Annotated in this window: 17 protein-coding genes; 9 read left to right on the top strand and 8 right to left on the bottom strand. The window is 66.1% G+C overall.

Translation table 11 applies throughout. The features are described from left to right. Window positions 1-10: 10 nt before the first annotated feature. Both RQP53_RS02415 and RQP53_RS02410 read right to left on the bottom strand, forming a co-directional pair. Window positions 11-2,080, bottom strand: a complete 2,070-nt coding sequence (locus RQP53_RS02415) for a prolyl oligopeptidase family serine peptidase (protein WP_315648423.1) — start codon at window positions 2,078-2,080, stop codon at window positions 11-13. A gap of 179 nt (window positions 2,081-2,259) precedes the next feature. Continuing rightward, on the bottom strand, window positions 2,260-2,820 hold the full coding sequence (locus RQP53_RS02410) for a YaeQ family protein (RefSeq protein ID WP_315648422.1): 561 nt from the start codon (window positions 2,818-2,820) through the stop codon (window positions 2,260-2,262). A gap of 125 nt (window positions 2,821-2,945) precedes the next feature. On the opposite strand from RQP53_RS02410, the gene RQP53_RS02405 reads away from it, so the two are divergent. Then, a complete protein-coding gene (locus RQP53_RS02405) occupies window positions 2,946-3,617 on the top strand; it encodes a hypothetical protein (protein WP_315648421.1) in 672 nt (223 codons plus the stop codon). Between the two features lie 75 nt (window positions 3,618-3,692). On the opposite strand, the gene RQP53_RS02400 is transcribed toward RQP53_RS02405, so the two are convergent. Then, window positions 3,693-4,427, bottom strand: a complete 735-nt coding sequence (locus RQP53_RS02400) for a hypothetical protein (RefSeq protein ID WP_315648420.1) — start codon at window positions 4,425-4,427, stop codon at window positions 3,693-3,695. A gap of 27 nt (window positions 4,428-4,454) precedes the next feature. On the opposite strand from RQP53_RS02400, the gene RQP53_RS02395 reads away from it, so the two are divergent. After that, window positions 4,455-5,837, top strand: a complete 1,383-nt coding sequence (locus tag RQP53_RS02395; RefSeq protein ID WP_315648419.1) for a M3 family metallopeptidase — start codon at window positions 4,455-4,457, stop codon at window positions 5,835-5,837. Between the two features lie 12 nt (window positions 5,838-5,849). Here the strand turns inward: RQP53_RS02395 and RQP53_RS02390 are convergent, their stop codons facing one another. After that, on the bottom strand, window positions 5,850-6,260 hold the full coding sequence (locus RQP53_RS02390) for a response regulator (protein ID WP_315648418.1): 411 nt from the start codon (window positions 6,258-6,260) through the stop codon (window positions 5,850-5,852). 198 nt (window positions 6,261-6,458) lie between these two features. Between RQP53_RS02390 and RQP53_RS02385 the strand changes: the two genes are divergently transcribed. From RQP53_RS02385 to RQP53_RS02370, 4 genes are all read left to right on the top strand, one after another. Further along, window positions 6,459-7,523: a 6-phosphofructokinase gene (locus tag RQP53_RS02385; protein WP_315648417.1), complete on the top strand. Its 1,065-nt coding sequence runs from the start codon at window positions 6,459-6,461 to the stop codon at window positions 7,521-7,523. A gap of 169 nt (window positions 7,524-7,692) precedes the next feature. Then, window positions 7,693-7,983, top strand: coding sequence for a hypothetical protein (locus RQP53_RS02380; RefSeq protein WP_315648415.1), 291 nt, complete (start codon window positions 7,693-7,695; stop codon window positions 7,981-7,983). A 42-nt stretch (window positions 7,984-8,025) separates the two neighbouring features. Beyond that, entirely contained in the window at window positions 8,026-8,817 is a 792-nt protein-coding gene (locus tag RQP53_RS02375; RefSeq protein WP_315648414.1) for an SDR family oxidoreductase, read from the top strand. A gap of 34 nt (window positions 8,818-8,851) precedes the next feature. Then, a complete protein-coding gene (locus tag RQP53_RS02370; RefSeq protein ID WP_315648413.1) occupies window positions 8,852-9,145 on the top strand; it encodes a hypothetical protein in 294 nt (97 codons plus the stop codon). A 28-nt stretch (window positions 9,146-9,173) separates the two neighbouring features. On the opposite strand, the gene rsgA is transcribed toward RQP53_RS02370, so the two are convergent. Genes rsgA through RQP53_RS02355 form a run of 3 tightly spaced genes read right to left on the bottom strand, consistent with a single transcriptional unit; the run spans window position 9,174 to window position 11,691 of the window. Next, window positions 9,174-10,085, bottom strand: coding sequence for a ribosome small subunit-dependent GTPase A (rsgA, locus tag RQP53_RS02365; protein ID WP_315648411.1), 912 nt, complete (start codon window positions 10,083-10,085; stop codon window positions 9,174-9,176). Beyond that, the gene (locus RQP53_RS02360) at window positions 10,082-10,414 is read right to left on the bottom strand and encodes a 4a-hydroxytetrahydrobiopterin dehydratase (protein WP_315648410.1); all 333 of its coding nucleotides are present in this window, start codon (window positions 10,412-10,414) and stop codon (window positions 10,082-10,084) included. Before RQP53_RS02360 ends, rsgA begins: the two co-directional genes overlap by 4 nt. After that, window positions 10,411-11,691 (bottom strand): M48 family metallopeptidase, encoded by a 1,281-nt coding sequence (locus RQP53_RS02355; protein ID WP_315648409.1) that lies wholly within the window; start codon window positions 11,689-11,691, stop codon window positions 10,411-10,413. The genes RQP53_RS02360 and RQP53_RS02355 overlap by 4 nt, the downstream gene beginning before the upstream one ends. A gap of 148 nt (window positions 11,692-11,839) precedes the next feature. Here RQP53_RS02355 and orn point away from each other — a divergent pair, with 148 nt between their 5' ends. Genes orn through RQP53_RS02340 form a run of 3 tightly spaced genes read left to right on the top strand, consistent with a single transcriptional unit; the run spans window position 11,840 to window position 16,986 of the window. Further along, window positions 11,840-12,409 (top strand): oligoribonuclease, encoded by a 570-nt coding sequence (gene orn, locus RQP53_RS02350; RefSeq protein ID WP_315648407.1) that lies wholly within the window; start codon window positions 11,840-11,842, stop codon window positions 12,407-12,409. 39 nt (window positions 12,410-12,448) lie between these two features. Next, on the top strand, window positions 12,449-14,293 hold the full coding sequence (locus tag RQP53_RS02345; RefSeq protein ID WP_315648404.1) for a chorismate-binding protein: 1,845 nt from the start codon (window positions 12,449-12,451) through the stop codon (window positions 14,291-14,293). A gap of 23 nt (window positions 14,294-14,316) precedes the next feature. Further along, on the top strand, window positions 14,317-16,986 hold the full coding sequence (locus tag RQP53_RS02340) for a helicase-related protein (protein ID WP_315648403.1): 2,670 nt from the start codon (window positions 14,317-14,319) through the stop codon (window positions 16,984-16,986). Here RQP53_RS02340 and RQP53_RS02335 read toward each other — a convergent pair. After that, entirely contained in the window at window positions 16,961-17,560 is a 600-nt protein-coding gene (locus RQP53_RS02335) for a DUF2087 domain-containing protein (RefSeq protein WP_315648402.1), read from the bottom strand. The two genes, RQP53_RS02340 and RQP53_RS02335, sit on opposite strands and share 26 nt — an antisense overlap. Window positions 17,561-17,692: the final 132 nt, after the last annotated feature.

Below are 17,692 nucleotides of genomic sequence, written 5' to 3'. Positions count from 1 at the left end.
CACCTTGCCTTCAGCGGCCGCCCAGCTGCTGCCACAGATAGCTGTACTCCAGCGCCTGCAGCGTGGCACGCTGCTCGTTGTCGGCCGCGCCGCCATGGCCGCCTTCGGTGTTCTCGTAATACATCACCGGGTGGCCTTGCTCGATCATCCGCGCTGCCATCTTGCGGGCATGGCCGGGGTGGACGCGGTCATCGCGGGTCGAGGTGGCGAACAGCACCTTGGGATACTTCACGCCGGCCCTGACGTTCTGGTAAGGGCTGTACTGCTTGATGACGTCCCAATCGGCGGCAACATCGGGATCGCCGTACTCCGCCATCCACGACGCGCCGGCCAGCAGCTTGTGATAGCGGCGCATGTCCAGCAGTGGCACCTGGCAGACCACGGCGTTGAAGAGATCCGGGCGCTGCACAAAGGTGGCGCCAACCAGCAGGCCGCCATTGCTGCCGCCCATGATGCCCAGATGCTCGGGGCTGCTGATCTTGCGGCTGATCAGGTCTTCGGCGACGGCAATGAAATCGTCGTAGCTGCGCTGCTTGTTGGCCTTGATCGCGGCCTGATGCCAGATCGGTCCAAATTCACCACCGCCGCGGATATTGGCCAGCACGAAAACGCCGCCACGGCCCACCCAGGCGCGACCGCGTCCACCGGAATAGCCGGGCTGCATGGACACCTCGAAACCGCCGTAGCCATAGAGCAGCGTGGGGTTCTTGCCATCGGCCTTGGCGCCGGCCGGCCAGATCACGAAATAGGGCACCCGCGTGCCGTCCTTGCTCTTCGCGAAGAACTGCTCAGCACGCATGCCATCGGCGCGGAACTTGGCTTCGCGGCTCTTCAACAATTCCCGCGCGTCGCTGCCGGTCATGCCGAGGTAGAGCGAATCAGGGGTCAGGAAATCGGTGTAGTTGATCAGGTAGCGCTCGGCCAGCGGGTCCTTGGCGGAGGGGGGCAGCTCGCTATCCCACAGGCTGCCAATGCTCAGCGTGCCGGGGAAGGGGGCCTGGATCTGCCGGCGCTGCGGCTTGCCGGCCTTGGCGAAGCTCCACTCTTCGAGTCGGCTGGCGACGTTGTCGCTGATGTTCAGCACCACATGGCTGGCTGTCAGCGTGTAGCCGCCCAGCGAGCGCGTCGCGGTGGGCTCGAACAGGGTCTGGAACTTGCGCGCGCCCTTCAGGAAGGCGGCAGCATCGGTGATCAGCAGCGAACCGGCCGCATGGCGCTGGCCGCCAATCACCCAGTCACGCCGAGGCTGCAGCAAGAGCCTGCTGCCCCAGAACTGCGGGATCACATCGCTGGGCAGATCCAGTTGGAGCAGCTTGGCGCCGACTTGCAGGAAGCTGCGCTGGTTGTAGAAGTCCAGCGCGCGGGAAAAGATGATCCGTTCGTGGCCGGGCGTGCGATCGACGCTGACGGCGACGGAGACATCCTTGCTGTCGCCTTCGAACACGGTGGGCGCGCTGGCCAGCGGCGTGCCGCGCTTCCATCGCTTGATGGTGCGCGGATAGCCGGAATCGGTCAGCGTGCCGGGGCCGAAATCGCTGGCGACAAAGAGCGTGTCCGCGTCCAGCCACTCGACCTCGGTCTTGGCCTCGGGGATCTCGAAGCCGCCGGTGACGAACTGCTTGGCGACGGTGTCGAACTCACGCACCACGGCGGCATCGGAACCACCCCGCGACAGTGTGATCAGGCAGTGCCGGTAATCGGGGCCCAGGCAGTGCGCGCCATGAAAGACCCAGCTTTCCTTTTCAGCCTCGCCCAGGGCATCCAGGTCTAGCACGGTCTCCCACACAGGCACGGCCTTTCTGTACTCGGCCAGGCTGGTGCGGCGCCACAGACCGCGCTTGTGCTGCTCGTCCTGCCAGAGGTTGTAAAAGTGCTGGCCGACACGCGAGACGTAGGGAATGCGGTCGCTGGCGTTGAGCACGTCCAGCAAGTCCTTGCGCAGCGGCTGGAACTCGGGGCGGGCCTGGAGCACGGCCAAGGTCTCGGTATTGCGGGCGCGCACCCAATCCAGCGGCTTCTCACCGAGCACATCTTCCAGCCAGGCGTGGGGGTCGTCGGAGCTTGCGATATCAGCGGCCATGGTGAAGGGGGCAAGGCTGGTGAGGGCGCCGGTCAGGGCCAGTGCACGAAGCAGGAGGCGGCGGGGCAGGTGGGCGGAGGTGGTCGTTGGGCGCATTGGAAAGGGCGGCTTGCGAAATGTAGAACAGGCGCCAGGGACTGCAGCGCAAAGGCGATCTTGCTGGCGCGCAGTCTATGCGCTCAGCCCTCACTTTGACGAAGGCAGTGCGGCGTGATCTCGGCCGAACCTTTCTCGGTGGACACATAGGCGGTGCGGTCCTGAATGCTGATCTGCAATTGCATGCCGCGCTCAGCCAGTGCCGCCAGTGCCTGCGACTGATCGGCAGGCACCTGCCAGACGCTCAGCTTGGGCAGCCGGCTCAGCTTGTTCTCGATGCCGGACCACCAGACGGCGGTGCTCGATGCATAGCTGATCACCGTGACCCGCTCGGCACGGCCGCATGCCTGGCGGATGCGGCGTTCGTCGGGCTGGCCCAGTTCGATCCAGTGCACCACCTCGCCGGTGAGGTCACGCTGCCAGAGTTCAGGCTCATCAACATCGGACAGGCCCTTGCTGAATTCCAGCCGGCCGCGCAGATCATCGGCGGGCAGATGCATGGCAAACGCCAGCACGCGCTGCATCATTCGCTCGTCGGTTTCAGACGGGTGGCGGGCGATGGTGAGGCTGTGCTCGCCATAGACATGGCGGTCCATGTCGGAGATCTGCAGCTGGGCTTTGTAGATGGTGGCCTTGATTGCCATGATGGGATTGCGCCTGACGGGCTGACGAAACCGCGCATTATCGGCCCGCCAATGTCATGGCATGATTGCCGCTTTTCGCGCCCGGCTTGGGCGTGTTTTGCGCACCCTCCCTAAAGAGTTCTGCCATGAAACGTATTTCGCTGCTCGTCTGCCTGGCTGCCTTGCTGCCCGCTCTGGCGCTGGCCCAGACCGTCAACCCCAAGGCCAAGGTCGACCCGAAGAACAACAAGGTCAGCCGGCCGGTGGTCGAGAAGCCCAAGCAAGTTCTGTTGACGCGTGAGCAACTGCGCTCGTGCTTGACTCAGCATGATGCCAATGAGCAGGAAGCGGTTGCCATCAAGGCTGCTCAGGCGGCGAATCAGCAGGAGCGCGATGATCTGAAGAAGACCAAGGAAGGCCTGATGGCTGATGCAGAGGGCTTCAGCACATCGACCAAGGAAATCCTGGCCGAGCGGGACGCGATCGTTAAGGAGCAGGATGCGCTGCGCGAGAAGCTGAAGGAAATGCGCAAGGGTGACCCCGAGGCCGAGGCAGCGATTGAGGCCGTCAAAGCCAAGGCTGCGGCTCTGGACGCTCGGATTACCGCATACAACAAATCGAAGAACGACTACCAGGCTCGTGCCGCGGCGTTTGATGCGCGCATCGAGCCGTTCAACAAATCCAGCAAGGATCTTGAGAACCGCACCGAGAACCATCTCGATGCGGTTGACACCTGGAAGCGCGAGTGCGGCAACAAGGCCTATGACGAGGCCGACGAAATCGCCGTCCGCAAGGAAATGCAGCAGCAAGGCAAGTGATGCCCGAGGGCGGTGCACCATCGCGCCGCTCTAGCTGGTCGACGGCGCCAACCCGCCAAGGGAATGGCGCCGTTTTCACGTCAGAGCCTGGCAGGCTCGACATTGCGCCACCGACATGCGAGCACAGGGAATCAAATGACAGCGCAGCATCGGGCCGTTAGCCTGGCCAATTCTTTGCTGGAGGACTGGCCCGACTGTCAGGGCCTGCCGCCGTTTCAGCGCATTCATGCCGAACATTTCGAGCCGGCGTTTGCGCTGGCATTGCGCGCCCATGCCGATGAGCTGGGGGCAATTGCCAGTCAGTCTGCCGAGCCAGACTTTGACAACACCATCGCCGCCTTCGATCGAAGCGGACGCTTGTTGGTGCGAATTGAACAGCTCTTCTACACGCTGACGGCATCGGTAAACACCCCGGAACTGCAGGCTGTGCAGCGCGCAATGGCAATGCCTCTGGCCGCGCACAGCAATGCGGTTTTCATGAACAGGGCCTTGTTCGCGCGAGTCGAAAGCCTGTATCAGCGGCGCGCCACGCTGGCGTTGGGCCCGGAGCGTTTGCGCATGCTGGAGCGAACACGGCTGGATTTCGTCCGCGCCGGCGCACTGCTTGAAGGGGACGATCGCTGTCGCTATGCGGCACTGACCGAGCGTCTGGCAGAGCTCAACACGCAGTTCGCCCAGCACGTGCTGGCGGATGAAAACAGCTTTGAGCTGCAACTTCGCAGTGAAGCCGATCTGCAGGGACTGCCGGGTTTTGTCCGCGACAGCGCCCTGCAGGCGGCACGGGAGCGCGGGCATGAGCAGGGTGTTCATCTGATCACCTTGAGCCGCCCGGCCGTCATGTCATTTCTGAGCTTCAGTGCGCGGCGTGATTTGCGCGAGCAGGTCTGGCGTGCCTGGGTCAGCCGAGGCGAACAGCCTGGCGCCACTGATAACCGTGCCATCGTTGCCGAGCTACTGGCACTGCGCCAGCAACAGGCAGAGCTGCTGGGCTATGCCTGCTACGCCGACTATGCCCTGGCCGACACCATGGCCGGCAGCCGCGCTGCGGTTCAGGCCTTGCTTGACCAGGTCTGGGAACCGGCCAAGGACGCAGCCGCCCGTGAGGCCGCCGAAATTGAGGCGCAGATGCAAGGCTGCGGGCATGCACTGCAGGCCTGGGACTGGCGCTACTACGCCGAGCAGGTCAGGCAGACGCGCTATGCCGTGAATGCGGCAGAGCTGAAGGCCTACTTCCCGCTCGACGCCATGGTGGAGGCCTTGTTCGACTGTGCCGACCGTCTCTTTGGACTGCGTTTCGAGCTGCTTCCTGAGGCGCCCAGCTACCACCCCGACGTCAAGGTCTACCAGGTCAGTGATGCAGATGGCAGCCCCCGCGGCCTGTTCCTACACGACAACTTTGCACGTACCGGCAAGCGCAGCGGCGCGTGGATGAATGCGCTGCGCTGGCAGTCGCGCGGCATGGAGGGCCCTGGCAGCCACAGCCTGCCCATCATTCTGAACACGAACAACTTTGCGAAACCAGCGGTGGGCCAGCCGGCCTTGCTGTCTTTCGACGAGGCCCGCACGCTGTTTCATGAGTTCGGTCATGGCTTGCACGGGCTCTTGTCCGAGGTCGAGTTCGAGCGGCTCTCCGGCACCCAGGTGCTGCGTGACTTCGTCGAGCTGCCCTCCCAGATCTTCGAACACTGGCTGAGCGTTCCCGAGGTGCTCAAGCGCCATGCCCGGCACTGGCAAAGTGGCGAGCCGATTTCCGATGAGATGCTGGCTCGCCTCAAGGCTGCCGAGCGCTTCAATCAGGGCTACGACACCGTGCGCTACTGCGCCTCAGCCTTGGTCGACCTGGCGGCTCATGGCGTTCACCCAACATCAATCACCGATATCAGCGCCTTCGAGTTGGAGGCGATGAAGGCGGCCGGGCTGCCCGAGGCGATCGGCCTCAATCACCGGCTGTGCCACTTCCAACATCTTTTCAGCGGCAGCAGCTATGCGGCAGGCTATTACGTCTACCTGTGGGCCGAGGTGCTGGACTGTGATGCCTATGAGGCCTTTGCAGCGCTGGGCGACCCCTTCGATCCGGCGCTGGCCGAGAAGCTGCGGTCCTGCATTCTGTCGGTCGGCAACAGCCGTGAGCCGGGGCAGGCCTTTCGCGATTTCCGTGGCCGCGATCCGCGCGTGGAACCGATGCTGCGCGAGCGCGGTCTGCTGCCTGAGCCGATCTGATTGCCTGGCTTGTCAGCGCGTGCCGAAGTGTTGATCCAGGCCGGCAAGAAAGGCGGCAAAGTCAATCGGCTTGGTCCAGTAGTCGGCGAAGCCGGCCTGGCGGGCCCGCTTCATATCTTCCGGCATCGCGTTGGCCGACAGCGCAATGCAGCGAATCTCTGCCGTCTCCGGTGCCTGGCGCAGCCGCTGCATCACCTGGTAACCGTCCATATCGGGCAGCTGCATGTCCAGCAGAATCAGCGAGGGGCGCCATTGCCGGGCGCGTGTCAGGCCGGTCTGGCCATCTTCCTCACAAACCAGATGCAGGGCTGGCCGGCGTGAGACCAGCTCTTGCACCACCAAGGTATTGATCGGGTTGTCTTCGATGTAAAGCAGCCGGCAGTCACCGGGCACGGCGTCGAGATCGGTAGCGGAATCAAGCAAGATGCGAAAGCCTGTACGGGGAGCCAAGATGTCGTGCAGCGGCAAAGATGGCGCTGACGCTGGGCGTCAGTATCGCCGAGCCTGACGGCGCGCAAATCGTAAGGATTTGCAGCGCGACTCCGGTGCCCATGGCCGCAGCATCACCGCTACAGTTCTGCAGCATCAGCTTGAATGTCAGACGAGACGAGAGAGGCAGCTATGCATATCGGCATCTTGACCGGCGGTGGCGATTGCCCCGGATTGAACGCGGTGATCCGCGCCGTCACCCTGGCCCTGATTGAAGGCTGCGGGGCGCGGGTGACCGGCATAGAGCGCGGCTTTCTCGGGCTGCTGGAGGACAAATGCCGGCCGCTGGACGCGCAGACGGTCCGTGGTCTGGTGGCCGAGGGCGGTACGGTGCTGGGCACACACAATCGCGCCGACCCCTTCCACTACTTTGGCGCGGGCGGCAGCGATTGTTCCGGCCGGGCGCTGGACTTTTTGGGGCGGCACAGCATCGACGCCTTGGTGGCCATTGGCGGCGACGGCACGATGACCATCGCTGAGCGATTCGCCCGGCTGGGCGTGCCGGTGATCGGTGTGCCCAAGACGATTGACAACGATCTGGCCTGCAACGAGCGCAGCTTTGGCTTTGACTCGGCCGTGGCTGTCGTGTCCGAGGCCTTGGGGCGGCTGGAGACAACGGCACGCAGCCATGGCCGCGTGATGATTGTCGAGACCATGGGCCGCTATGCCGGCTGGATCGCACTCGAAGGGGGATTGGCAGGGGGCGCCGATGCCATTCTGCTGCCTGAGCATCCCTACCAGCCCGAGACCTTGGCAGCCTTCTGTCGGCGGCGCCTGGCCGAGCAGGGTTATGCGCTGATCTGCTTGGCCGAGGGGGCCCATGCGATTGGCGCCGAATTGACGGTGCAGCAGCACATCGAGGCAAGTCCTGACCCTCTGCGCCTGGGGGGCGTGTCGCAACTGCTGCTGCGCCAACTGGAAGGCCAGCTGGGTGCAGAGGTGGAGGTGCGCCATACCTTGCTGGGGCATGTGCAGCGCGGCGGTTCGCCCACCGCCTTTGATCGTGTGCTGGCGACCCGTTTTGGGGTCGCGGCCGCCAGCTTGGTGATGCGCAAGCAGTTCGGCCGCATGGTGGCGTTGCAGGGTGATCGATGTGTTGATGTCGGCCTGGCCGATGTGGCCGGGCGCAATCGGCTCGTCCCCCAGGACCATGAATTGATGCTCGCCGCCCGCGATCTGGGCGTCTGTCTGGGTTGAAACGAAACCTAGGGTAAACCCGTTCATCTGCGCCAGCCGCATTTCATCGCCCGGCACTGCGCCCTGATCGCATCGCGCTGGCCCGCCTGTGCGGCGCTCGGCACCATGCGTTCCATGCCACGGGTCGCGGCTGATTTTCAAGGCGCCCGGCACCTGCGAGGAGCGAGAGATGAATACCGTTTACTGCTATGACCGTTTTGCCCGACTGAAGCGTGTTGGCCTGGCGCTGGGCGTGATCGCCGGCATGGCCGCAGGCAGCCTGATCGGCTTGCAAGCGCGGGCTGCTGAGGCCTCTGCACGTATCGAACGCCTGCCGGCCGTGACGGTGACCGGTCACAGCCAGGCCAAGGTGCTTGAACGCCTGCCCGTGGTGGTCGTCACTGCACAGCGTCAAACGGGCGCATTGGCGCAGAACGCTGTCAAGTCGGGACTGGGTGTGCGCTCCTTGGCTCAGCCCTGAGCAAGGCACTGCGCGTTGTTCCACCTTCCTTCCCTATCATCCATGCCTCACACAGGCATGGAAGGTGAACGGATGCAGGCACAGATGAATAACGGCAAGGTGGCCGTGGTCACCGGCGCGGGCAGTGGCATAGGCCGTGCCGTGGCCCAGACCCTGCTGGCCGACGGCTGGCGCGTGGCGCTGATCGGTCGCCGTGAGGCGGTGCTGCGCGAAAGCGCAGGCGCCGCCGCGCCCGATTCAGCCCTGTTGTTGCCAACTGACGTCGCCGACCCGGAGGCCGTGCAGGCTGCCTTCGCCCAGGTGCAGCAATACTTCGGCCGGCTTGATCTGCTGTTCAACAACGCCGGCATCGGCGCGCCGGCGGTGCCGGTGGAGCAGTTGACGGCGGTGCAATGGCAGGCCGTCGTCAACGTCAATCTGAACGGCGCCTTTTACTGCGCGCAGGCCGCTTTTGCGCTGATGAAGGCGCAGAGCCCGCGCGGCGGCCGCATCATCAACAACGGTTCCATCTCGGCCCATGTGCCGCGGCCGAATTCGGCGCCCTACACGGCGACCAAGCATGCCATCACCGGCCTGACCAAGGCGCTGTCGCTCGACGGCCGCGCCTTTGACATCTGCTGTGGCCAGATCGACATCGGCAATGCGCTGACCGAGATGGCCGCGCCGATGACGCGCGGTGTGCCCCAGGCCAATGGCAGCATCGCCGCCGAAGCGACGATGGATGTGGCCCATGTGGCTGAAGCTGTGCGTCACCTGGCCGGCCTGCCGCTGTCGGTCAATGTGCCATTCATCACGCTGATGGCCAATCAGATGCCCTATATTGGACGAGGCTGAGCCTGCCATCGGCTCGGCGAGAAAGGAAAGCGTCTTGATCTCTGCCCTGATTTCCACCGTGCTGCGCCTGGTGTTTGCGCTGGCGACGGTGTTTTTCGTGCTCTTGCTGATGAGCGTGGCCCTGCTCAGCCTGCTGGGCTTTGTGCTGTGGAGCCTGATCCGCGGTCGCCGTCCGGTGGTCGATCTGTCGGGCTTTGCCCGCGCACGGCAGTTCCGTGCCGGCGCCTTCCGACCTTCGCGGCCCGGCGCGTCTCAGGCGACAGGCAGCGACGACATCGTCGATGTCGAAGTGCGCGAGGTGCGTGCGCCGAGCCCGCAGCTGAAGTAGGCCGCCAAAACTGCTGAGGCGGTCGCGGCTACCAGCGCTTGCTGCTGAGCTCCTGCAGGATCTCGCCATAGATGCGGTAGCGCGAGGCGCTGATCTGCCCCGCCTCCAGCGCCGCCCGCACGCCACAGCCCGGCTCGTGCTGATGGGTACAGTTGTAGAAGCGGCAGTCACCCGCGTGGGCGCGCAGATCGGGCATCAGCAGCGGCAGCTGCGCGGGCTCGATCTGCTTCAGCCCGAATTCCTGAAAGCCTGGCGAATCGATCAGCGCGCTCTCTCGATCGGCATCCATCCAGTACCACTGCGTCGTCGTCGTTGTGTGGCGGCCGGAGTTCAGCGCCTGTGAGATGTCGCCGACCTGGGCCTGCGCATCCGGAATCAGCAGATTGATCAGCGTGCTCTTGCCGGTGCCGCTGGGACCCAGCACAAAGCTGCGCTTGCCCTGCAACCAGGGTGCGAGGCGGGCGCGGGAGGCGACGGGGTCGGCCTTCAGGGCAAGTTCCATCACCGTCAGACCCATATCGCGATAGGGCTGCAGCCGCGCGCGGGCGGCGTCGGCGCCAGGCAGATCGGTCTTGTTCAGCGCGATGGTGGCGGCGATGCCGGCGCTTTCGGCGGCGATCAGGGCGCGACACAGCTGCGACTCGGAAAACACCGGCTCGACGGCGACCAGGATCAAGAGCTGATCCAGATTGGCGGCAAAGCTCTTGGTCTTCCATTCGTCCTGGCGGAACAGCAGATTGCGACGCGGCTCGACCGCCTCGATCACGCCCTCGTCGGCGCTGACCTCGGCCCAGCGCACCTGATCGCCAACCACGCAATCGCTTTTCTTGCCGCGCGGATGGCAGACGCGGCGGCGGCCGTCGCTGTCCTCCACGATGTAGTGCCGGCCATGGCCGCGCACGACCAGGCCAAGATCCAGATTCGCGTGCTTGGCCGTCATGCGGCGCTGGCCTCCGGCAGCGCGCTGACCTGCGCGGCACAGATGAAGTCGTTGGCGCTCAGGCCTTGCGCGCTGTGCGTGCTGAAGCTGACCGTGCAGACCGCATAGCTCACCATCATCTCGGGATGGTGGTCCTGCGCATGGGCGATCTCGGCCACGGCGTTGACGAAGGCCATCACCTGGTAGAAGTTGTCGAACTCGAAGCGCCGGCCGATCAGCTTGGCCTCGGGATCGGGCAACCAGCCTGGCACCTGGGCCAGCCAGTTGTTCAGCTCATCGCCGCTCAGGGCCTGGTTCTGTGGGGTGCATTGCGCGAGCAGCAGGTTCATTTGAGTATGGCCGCGAGGCGTTCGCTGGCAGGCGGATGGGAATAGTAGAAGCGGGCGTAGACCGGATCGGGGGTCAGCGTGCCGGCATTGTCCTCATGCAGCTTGAGCAGGGCGGCGGCGAGGTCGCTGCCGCTGGACTGTGCGCAGGCATAGGCATCGGCCTGGAACTCATGCTTGCGCGAGATCTGGGCCGACAGCGGCGTGAAGAAGAATCCGAACACCGGCAGCACCAGCATGAAGAGCAGCAGGGCCAGCGCATCGTTCGGTGCGGCCATATTCGGCTGCACGCTGAAAGCCAGGTAGAAGCCGGTCTGGCGCGACAGCCAGCCCAGCAGCGCAAAGCCGGCCAGGCTCAGCGCAAACAGGCTGATCATCCGCTTCAGCACATGCTTGTGCTTGAAATGGCCGAGCTCATGGGCCAACACTGCCTCGACCTCACCGGGGTTGAGCCGGGCCAGCAAGGTGTCGAAAAAGACCACGCGCTTGGCCGCTCCGATGCCGGTGAAATAGGCATTGCCATGGGCCGAGCGGCGGCTGCCGTCCATCACGAAGAGGCCGCGAGCGGCAAAGCCGCAGCGCGCCATCAGCGCCTCGACGCGTTGGCGCAGCGTGGCGTCGGCCAGCGGCTCGAACTTGTTGAACAGCGGCGCAATCACCGTCGGGTACAGCACCATGATGAGCAGATTGAAGCCCATCCAGGCACCCCAGGCCCACAGCCACCACAGCGCGCCGGCGGCCCCCATCAGCCAGAGGATCAGCGCCGCAATCGGCAGGCCGATCAGCGCACCAACCAGGGCACCCTTGAGCGTGTCGGCAATGTAGAGCGCCAGCGTCGTGCGATTGAAGCCAAAGCGCTGCTCCAGCTTGAAGGTGCTGTACAGCTCCCAGGGCAGATCGAGCAGGGCGCCGATCAGGCTGAAGGCCGTCAGCAGGCCGAGCTGGTAGGCCATCGCGCCAAAGCGCGGGTAGAGCGCATCCTGCAGCCAGCCGTTCAAGGCATCCAGGCCGCCCAGCAGCGTCCAGGCCACCAGCACCAGGCTGCCGAAGGCCAGATTCAGCAGGCCGAAGCGGGCGCGGGCCACGGTGTAGTCGGCAGCCTTCTGGTGGGCGGCCAGCGGCACGGTGGCGGCAAAGGCGGCCGGCACGGCGTCGCGGTGCTGCATCACATGGCGCACTTGACGGGTCGACAGCCAGAGCTTGATGCCCATCGAGAGCAGCAGGGCCGCAGCGAAGGCCAGGCTGAGCACATGGGGTGATACGGTGAAGGGCAGGGGCATGGGCGAAAGGCTTGGAAGGTCGCTTGGGCCCCGGCTGCAGCGCGGTAATCGCCGCGCCAAGCAGGGGGCTTGCATGGAACGCAAGTGTAGGCCTGCGACAATCCGGCGCTGACCCGAACATCAAAGCCCTGACAGGACGCCCTCCATCATGACGGAAACCACCGCCACCCCGTTGGCCATCAATGACCAGAACCTGATCTGGATCGATCTGGAAATGACCGGCCTGTACCCGGACCATGACCGCATCATCGAGATCGCGGTGGTCGTCACCGACGCGCAGCTCACCACGCGTGTCGAAGGCCCGGTGTTCGCGATCCACCAAAGCGATGAGACGCTGGACAAGATGGACGCCTGGAACAAGGGCACCCATGGCAAGAGCGGCCTGATCGATCGCGTCAAGGCCTCGACCATCAGCGAGGATGAGGCGGTGGCGCAGACGATTGCCTTCCTGCAGCAGTATGTGCCCGCCGGCAAGTCGCCGATGTGCGGTAACAGCATCTGCCAGGATCGCCGCTTCCTGGCCAACTACATGCCCAAGCTGGAAGATTTCTTCCACTACCGCAACCTGGATGTGTCGACATTGAAGGAACTGGCGCGGCGCTGGAAGCCCGGCATCATCGATGGTTTCAAGAAGGCGCAAAAGCACACCGCGCTGGCCGACATCCACGAGTCCATCGACGAACTGGCCTATTACCGCGAGCATTTCCTGAGCCTCTGAATCCCTGGATTCGCTTTTTCGGCCTGTCCCGCTGTGGTCATGAACGAGCCGCGCCGCCCAGAGGCCATGTGGGCGGCGTTTGACTTTCCGCGCCATCCCTTGGCCCGCGAGGACGGCGAGCGCCTGCGCGGCGCCTGGTACGCGCCGCCCGACGAGCGCCTGCTGGCCGAACGACCTGAACAGCTGCCAGCGGTGATCGCTGCCGCCGAAGCCGCCGCGCGCGCGGGTGCTTGGGTGCTGGGCGGCCTGCGCTATGAAGCGGCTGCCGCACTGGATCATTCGTTGAGCCACCATCGGCCCGCCGCGCCGCTGGCTGAATTCGCCGTCTACCGCTCAGCACCTGAATCCTGGCCCGAGGAGGGCTTGCCCGCCGGCACCGGTGCGCTGGCCTGGGTCGACACGCAGGCCGAGGCCGATGAGGCCACGCAGATTGAACGGATACGCGAATGGATACGCGCCGGCGACTGCTACCAGGTCAATTTGACGACGCGGCTGCAGAGTGCGGCCGTGGAGGTGGATCTGGCGCGCATCTTCCTGGCCCTGCACGCCAGCCAGCCGGGTGGCTTCTCGCTCTTCATGCGCGACGAGCACGATGCCGGCGTGGCCAGCGTGTCGCCGGAGCTGTTCTTTGACTGGCGGCCGTTGCCGGAAGGTCCGCGCACCTGGCTGCTGGCCGCCCAACCGATGAAGGGCACGGCGGCGCGAGGCCGGGATCGGGTCGAGGACGAGGCGGCGCAGCAGCATCTGCGTACCAGCGAGAAGGAGCGGGCCGAGAACCTGATGATCGTCGACCTGCTGCGCAACGACATGAGCCGGGTCGCGACGCTGGGCTCGGTGCGCGTGCCGCGCTTGTTCGAGCTGCATGCGCTGCCGACGGTCTGGCAGATGACCTCGACCGTCACCGCCGTGACGCGCGCCGGCGTGAGCCTTGCTGAGGTGTTCGCCGCACTGTTCCCCTGCGGCTCGGTGACCGGCGCACCCAAGCGCCGGGCAATGCAGATCATTGCCGAGCTGGAGCGAGATCCGCGCGGCTGGTATTGCGGCGCGCTGGGCCTCTTGCAGCCCGGCGGGCTGGCCACCTTCAATGTGCCGATCCGGACGGTGGAACGCGGGGCCGGGGCAGCGAGTTTGCGTTGTGGCATTGGCAGCGCAATCACACTGGATTCCGCGGCCGAGGCCGAGATTGCCGAATGGCGTGCCAAGGCGCGCTTTCTGTCGCGCGCCGAAGCGCCCATCGAGGCGCTGGAAACGCTGCGCCTGCAGGACGGTGCCTGGCAGCGACTGGCGGGCCATCAGGCGCGCATGCAGCGCACGGCGCAGCACTTCGGCCTGCGCTGGTCCAACAGCCGCTGGCGCGAGACACTGGCCGTGCTGCAGGCGGCGCACCCGCAGGGCGCCTGGCGGGTGCGGCTTACGCTGGCCGCCAGCGGTGAGTTCAACAGCCAGGTGCAGCCCTTGAGCGACACTGCGCTGCCGGTGCTGCTGCAATTGGCGACAATGCCGATCGCCTGCCGCGGTGCGGCGGCGGAATTCATTCAACACAAGACAACGCGGCGTGAGCTTTACGAGGCCTTCGCCAAGAACAAACCCGGCACTGCCTTCGATGTGCTGCTGTGGAACGAGGACGGGGAACTGACCGAGTGCAGCTTCGGCAATATCGCACTCCAGATTGACGGCCGGTGGCTGACGCCGCGCACCGAGGCCGGGCTGCTGCCCGGGGTGCTGCGCGAGGAGCTGCTGGCGCAAGGCCGCTTGCATGAAGCGCGACTGACCATCGCCGACCTGGGCGCTGCCCAGGCGCTGGCTTTTTTCAACAGCCTGCGGGGTTGGTGCCCCGCCGAGCTGATCCAAACACCAGACGCTGCCGACGCAGGCAGGGTCTGAACCGACGATAGATTCGAGACATCATGGCCACAAGCAAGAAGTCCCGCGCCGGCGCAGCCGCCGAGGCGCTGAGCGCTGATTCCGCGCCCGCCAGCGCATCCGCCGCTGCGGCGCCAGCCACGGCCAAGCGCAAGCCGCGTGCGGCCAAGGCAGTTGCCGAGCCGACGCCCGTTTCGCCGCCTGCGCTTGCAGAGCCAACCGAAGCAACAGCGCCGGGCGTAGCCCCGGCGCGCAAGCGTGCTGCCGGCAAGAAGGCGGCGGCCAAGCCTGTTCAGACCGAAGCCCTTGTGCCGGAAGTCGAGCTGGCTCCATCGGAGGCGCCCGCTGAAATTGCCAAGCCCAGCCGCTCCAAAGGCAGGCGCGCTGCGGCCGAGCCCGTGCCGGCCAGCCCAACGCTCGCGGACGTGCCGGCAACGCCGATATCTGACGCTGAACCTGTCGTTGCCGAGCCTGCGGGGGCACAGCGCGCAGCGCCGACCGAAAGCATTGCCGCCAGGCGAGAGCGCTTGCGCGAGCAGCGTCGCGGTGGTCACAGCCAGGCCGTCATCGCGCCCGTTCGCGCCGAGACGGTGGCTGACCTCGTGGCCGAGCCCGTCGATGACGACAAGGCGGCGGAGACGCCCGCCCTCAGCAGCGAAGCTGCCGCCGAGCAGCGGCCCGCCGCCAGGAATCGCCGCCGTGGTCGCGGCCGTGATCACCAGGTGCAGCCAGTTGAAGAGCGCAGCCCGTCCATCGACGCGGTGGATGAAGTCACCGAGGCTGCTGAAGCCGAACTGCCCGCGGCAGCCTTGCCCGCAGCGCCAGTACTGAAGCCGCTACCTGAAGCGCCCGTTGCCCCGCCTGCACCCGCGCGATTCCGCCACAGCAAGGTCGGCGGCGCCGGTCTGTTTGGCGGCTACACGCTTCAGGCACTGGAGGGCGATGAGACGGTCAGCATCACGCTGCGCGGCGCCGCACCGGGCTACTACCACTGCAGCTGCGCGGCTTTTGCCGCCAGCGACGAGGGCCGCTGCGCGCACAGCGAGGAACTGCTGGCCACGCTGGCCGTGCAAGGTGAAGCGCAGCGCGCGCAGCTGCAGCGCGGCTTTGCGCCGCTGCACAGCGAGGTCTGGCTCAGTGCCGGTGCCGAGCGCCGCCTGCTGCTGCGCGCCGGCAGCACCGCACCCGAGGCCTTGCAGGCACTGTCGGCCGAGCTGCCCGCCGAAGGGCTCAGCGCTGAACGTCAGGTCGATTTCGGCCACTGGCTGCAACTGGCCGCCGAGGCCGGCCATGAGCTGCGTGTGGACGCCGCCGTCTGGACGCAGCTGGCCCATGGCGCCGACACGATGCAACGTGTGCTGCGCCTGGAAGCGCAATTCCCGCACGGCCCTGCCGAGGCTGCGCTGCAGGCCAGCCTGCGCCAGCCGCTGTATCCACATCAGTGGGAAGCCGCCTTGTTCGCCGTCTGTGCCGGCCGGGCGCTGATTGCCGACGATCTGGGTCTTTCGCAACGCGCCACGGCGCTGGCCGCGCTGCAGCTGTGGCAGCAGCAGTTTGGTCTGCGCAAGATCAGCCTGCTGGCGCCGCTGGACCGCCACCCCGCCTGGCGCGAGGAGGCGGACCGCTTGCTTGGCGGCTGGCCCGAGGGCCTGGAGCTGTTGACGCCGGCCACGCTGGAAAGCGCGGCCGGGGCCAAGCTCCTGATCGTCGATGCGGTGCAGCAGCTCAGCGAGGTCGCCTCGCTGCGGCCGCTGGATGCGCCGGCCCTGCTGCTGCTGGCCGACCGTGAGCTGCTCGGCGAGCCGCTGCTGGGCGAGCTGGTCGACTGGCTGGACAGCGCGCGCCGCGGCCCCTGGGCCGCCTGGCGCAGCGAGGGGCGGCAAGCGGCCAAGCGCCGGCAGCGTGAGCTGCTGGCCACGGTGATGCTGAGCCGCCGCAAACGTGATCTGCTGGACAGCCTGCCCTTGAGTTTCGAGACGCTGCTGCCAGTGGCGGTGCCAGGTCTTGCGCTGGACGCTGCTGCGCTGAGTCAGCTGCAGGCCCTGCAAGTACGCTGGCAGACGCTGGGCTTCCTCAGCGCCAGCGATCAGCTGCAGCTGCTGCAGGCACTGGCCCAGCTGCGCCAGCAGGCCGTTGGCGATGCGGCCTGTGCGGCCAAGGCCGAGGCCCTGCTGGCGCTGCTGCCGCAGATCCTGCCGGCCCAGGCCAACAAGCTGGTGGTGTTTGCCCAGCAGGACGCCAGCCTGAGCGTGCTCAACGCAGCCCTGGCCAGCCAGGGCCTGCCGGTGGCCAATCTGCGCCGCCACCAGAGCCTGGAGGTGCGCGAGCAGGAACTGGCCGCCTGGCAGGGCGAAGACGCGCAAATCCTGCTGGCCAGCGATGCCGCTTGCGCCGGGCTCGATCTGGTGCTGGACGACGTCGCCGTCGTCCATGCCGATCTGCCCTGGAACCCGGCCCAACGCGCTGCTCGCCTGCAGCGCGTCGCTGGTGCTGCACGCGGGCTGCCGGGCTGGCAGATGCTGGCGAGCGGCAGTCTCGACGAAGCCCTGCTGCAGGCGCAGTCAGGCGCGGGCGCGTCGGCCAACTGGCCCGCCGCCACGCTGGACTTTGAGGTGGCCGCCATGCCTTTCCTGCAGGCCGAGGCGCTGCAGGGCTTGATGACGGCGCTGGCCGCGGTGCTGAAGTGGCTCAGCCCTGCTGCTGACGCGCCCTGAGCAGGCCCAGCAAGGCCGTCACCTCTTCATCGGGGCGGGCGGCCTGCTTGCGGTAGACGGCGCTGTCGGCACTGCGTGAGAGCAGCTTCATATTGATCAGCTCGCGGCGCAGCGTGCAGTGGTCGCCAAAGCTGTGCCAGCGTTTGAGGATCTCGTTGACCTCGGCCTCGCGGTAGCTGCGCTTGCCATCAAACGCCATCCACAGCCCCCAGAGGGTCAGCCGCTGGATGCTGTACTTGCTCGGCCAGCGCATCAGCCGGCCCTGTTCGTCGAACTGGCGCAGGGCGCGGTCGGCGTTGTCGCTCAAGGCCGGCTGACGCGGGCCGTGTGCGGGCGCCGGCATGGTGACCAGAAGCGGGCGTTTGGTTCCAACCGGAGCTGCGGGCACTGCCTTCAGGGCCTGCACATTGCGATGGCCGGCGGCGCGCGCCACCATATTCATCAGTGCCAGGTGCGAGGGCGGTTCGGCCGCCGCGGGGCTTTGCGTCAGCAGGTGCTGCTTCAGCTCGCTGCGCAGCGCCTTGGTGAAGGCGGAGAGGTCCTGCACCGGGCAGGCAATCAAATCACGGGACATGGGAGCTGACTCCGATTGCTCGTGCATGGCCATTCAAGCTGTCGTCACAACAGCGGCTGGGCTTGCCGGCTTGCAGCCAGGGCGGCACGAGATCTTCCACGTGACCCACAAAGGCAGCGCCTGATCTACAGG

It is taken from the genome of Roseateles aquae (genome assembly GCF_032337115.1).
GTDB lineage: Bacteria > Pseudomonadota > Gammaproteobacteria > Burkholderiales > Burkholderiaceae_C > Roseateles_C > Roseateles_C aquae.
Note: the sequence above shows the minus strand (reverse complement) of the source record. Positions and strands in the feature narration are given on the sequence as shown.

Bases quoted from the DNA above. Each gene is read 5' to 3' on its own strand.
- RQP53_RS02385 (WP_315648417.1), top strand. From the start codon at position 6,459: ATGCATATCGGCATCTTGACCGGCGGTGGCGATTGCCCCGGATTGAAC.
- RQP53_RS02360 (WP_315648410.1), bottom strand. From the start codon at position 10,414: ATGAACCTGCTGCTCGCGCAATGCACCCCACAGAACCAGGCCCTGAGC.
- RQP53_RS02410 (WP_315648422.1), bottom strand. From the start codon at position 2,820: ATGGCAATCAAGGCCACCATCTACAAAGCCCAGCTGCAGATCTCCGAC.
- RQP53_RS02395 (WP_315648419.1), top strand. From the start codon at position 4,455: ATGTCATTTCTGAGCTTCAGTGCGCGGCGTGATTTGCGCGAGCAGGTC.
- RQP53_RS02375 (WP_315648414.1), top strand. From the start codon at position 8,026: ATGCCTCACACAGGCATGGAAGGTGAACGGATGCAGGCACAGATGAAT.
- rsgA (WP_315648411.1), bottom strand. From the start codon at position 10,085: ATGACGGCCAAGCACGCGAATCTGGATCTTGGCCTGGTCGTGCGCGGC.
- RQP53_RS02415 (WP_315648423.1), bottom strand. From the start codon at position 2,080: ATGGCCGCTGATATCGCAAGCTCCGACGACCCCCACGCCTGGCTGGAA.
- orn (WP_315648407.1), top strand. From the start codon at position 11,840: ATGACGGAAACCACCGCCACCCCGTTGGCCATCAATGACCAGAACCTG.
- RQP53_RS02340 (WP_315648403.1), top strand. From the start codon at position 14,317: ATGGCCACAAGCAAGAAGTCCCGCGCCGGCGCAGCCGCCGAGGCGCTG.
- RQP53_RS02380 (WP_315648415.1), top strand. From the start codon at position 7,693: ATGAATACCGTTTACTGCTATGACCGTTTTGCCCGACTGAAGCGTGTT.
- RQP53_RS02345 (WP_315648404.1), top strand. From the start codon at position 12,449: ATGAACGAGCCGCGCCGCCCAGAGGCCATGTGGGCGGCGTTTGACTTT.
- RQP53_RS02335 (WP_315648402.1), bottom strand. From the start codon at position 17,560: ATGTCCCGTGATTTGATTGCCTGCCCGGTGCAGGACCTCTCCGCCTTC.
- RQP53_RS02400 (WP_315648420.1), bottom strand. From the start codon at position 4,427: ATGAACACCCTGCTCATGCCCGCGCTCCCGTGCCGCCTGCAGGGCGCT.
- RQP53_RS02405 (WP_315648421.1), top strand. From the start codon at position 2,946: ATGAAACGTATTTCGCTGCTCGTCTGCCTGGCTGCCTTGCTGCCCGCT.
- RQP53_RS02355 (WP_315648409.1), bottom strand. From the start codon at position 11,691: ATGCCCCTGCCCTTCACCGTATCACCCCATGTGCTCAGCCTGGCCTTC.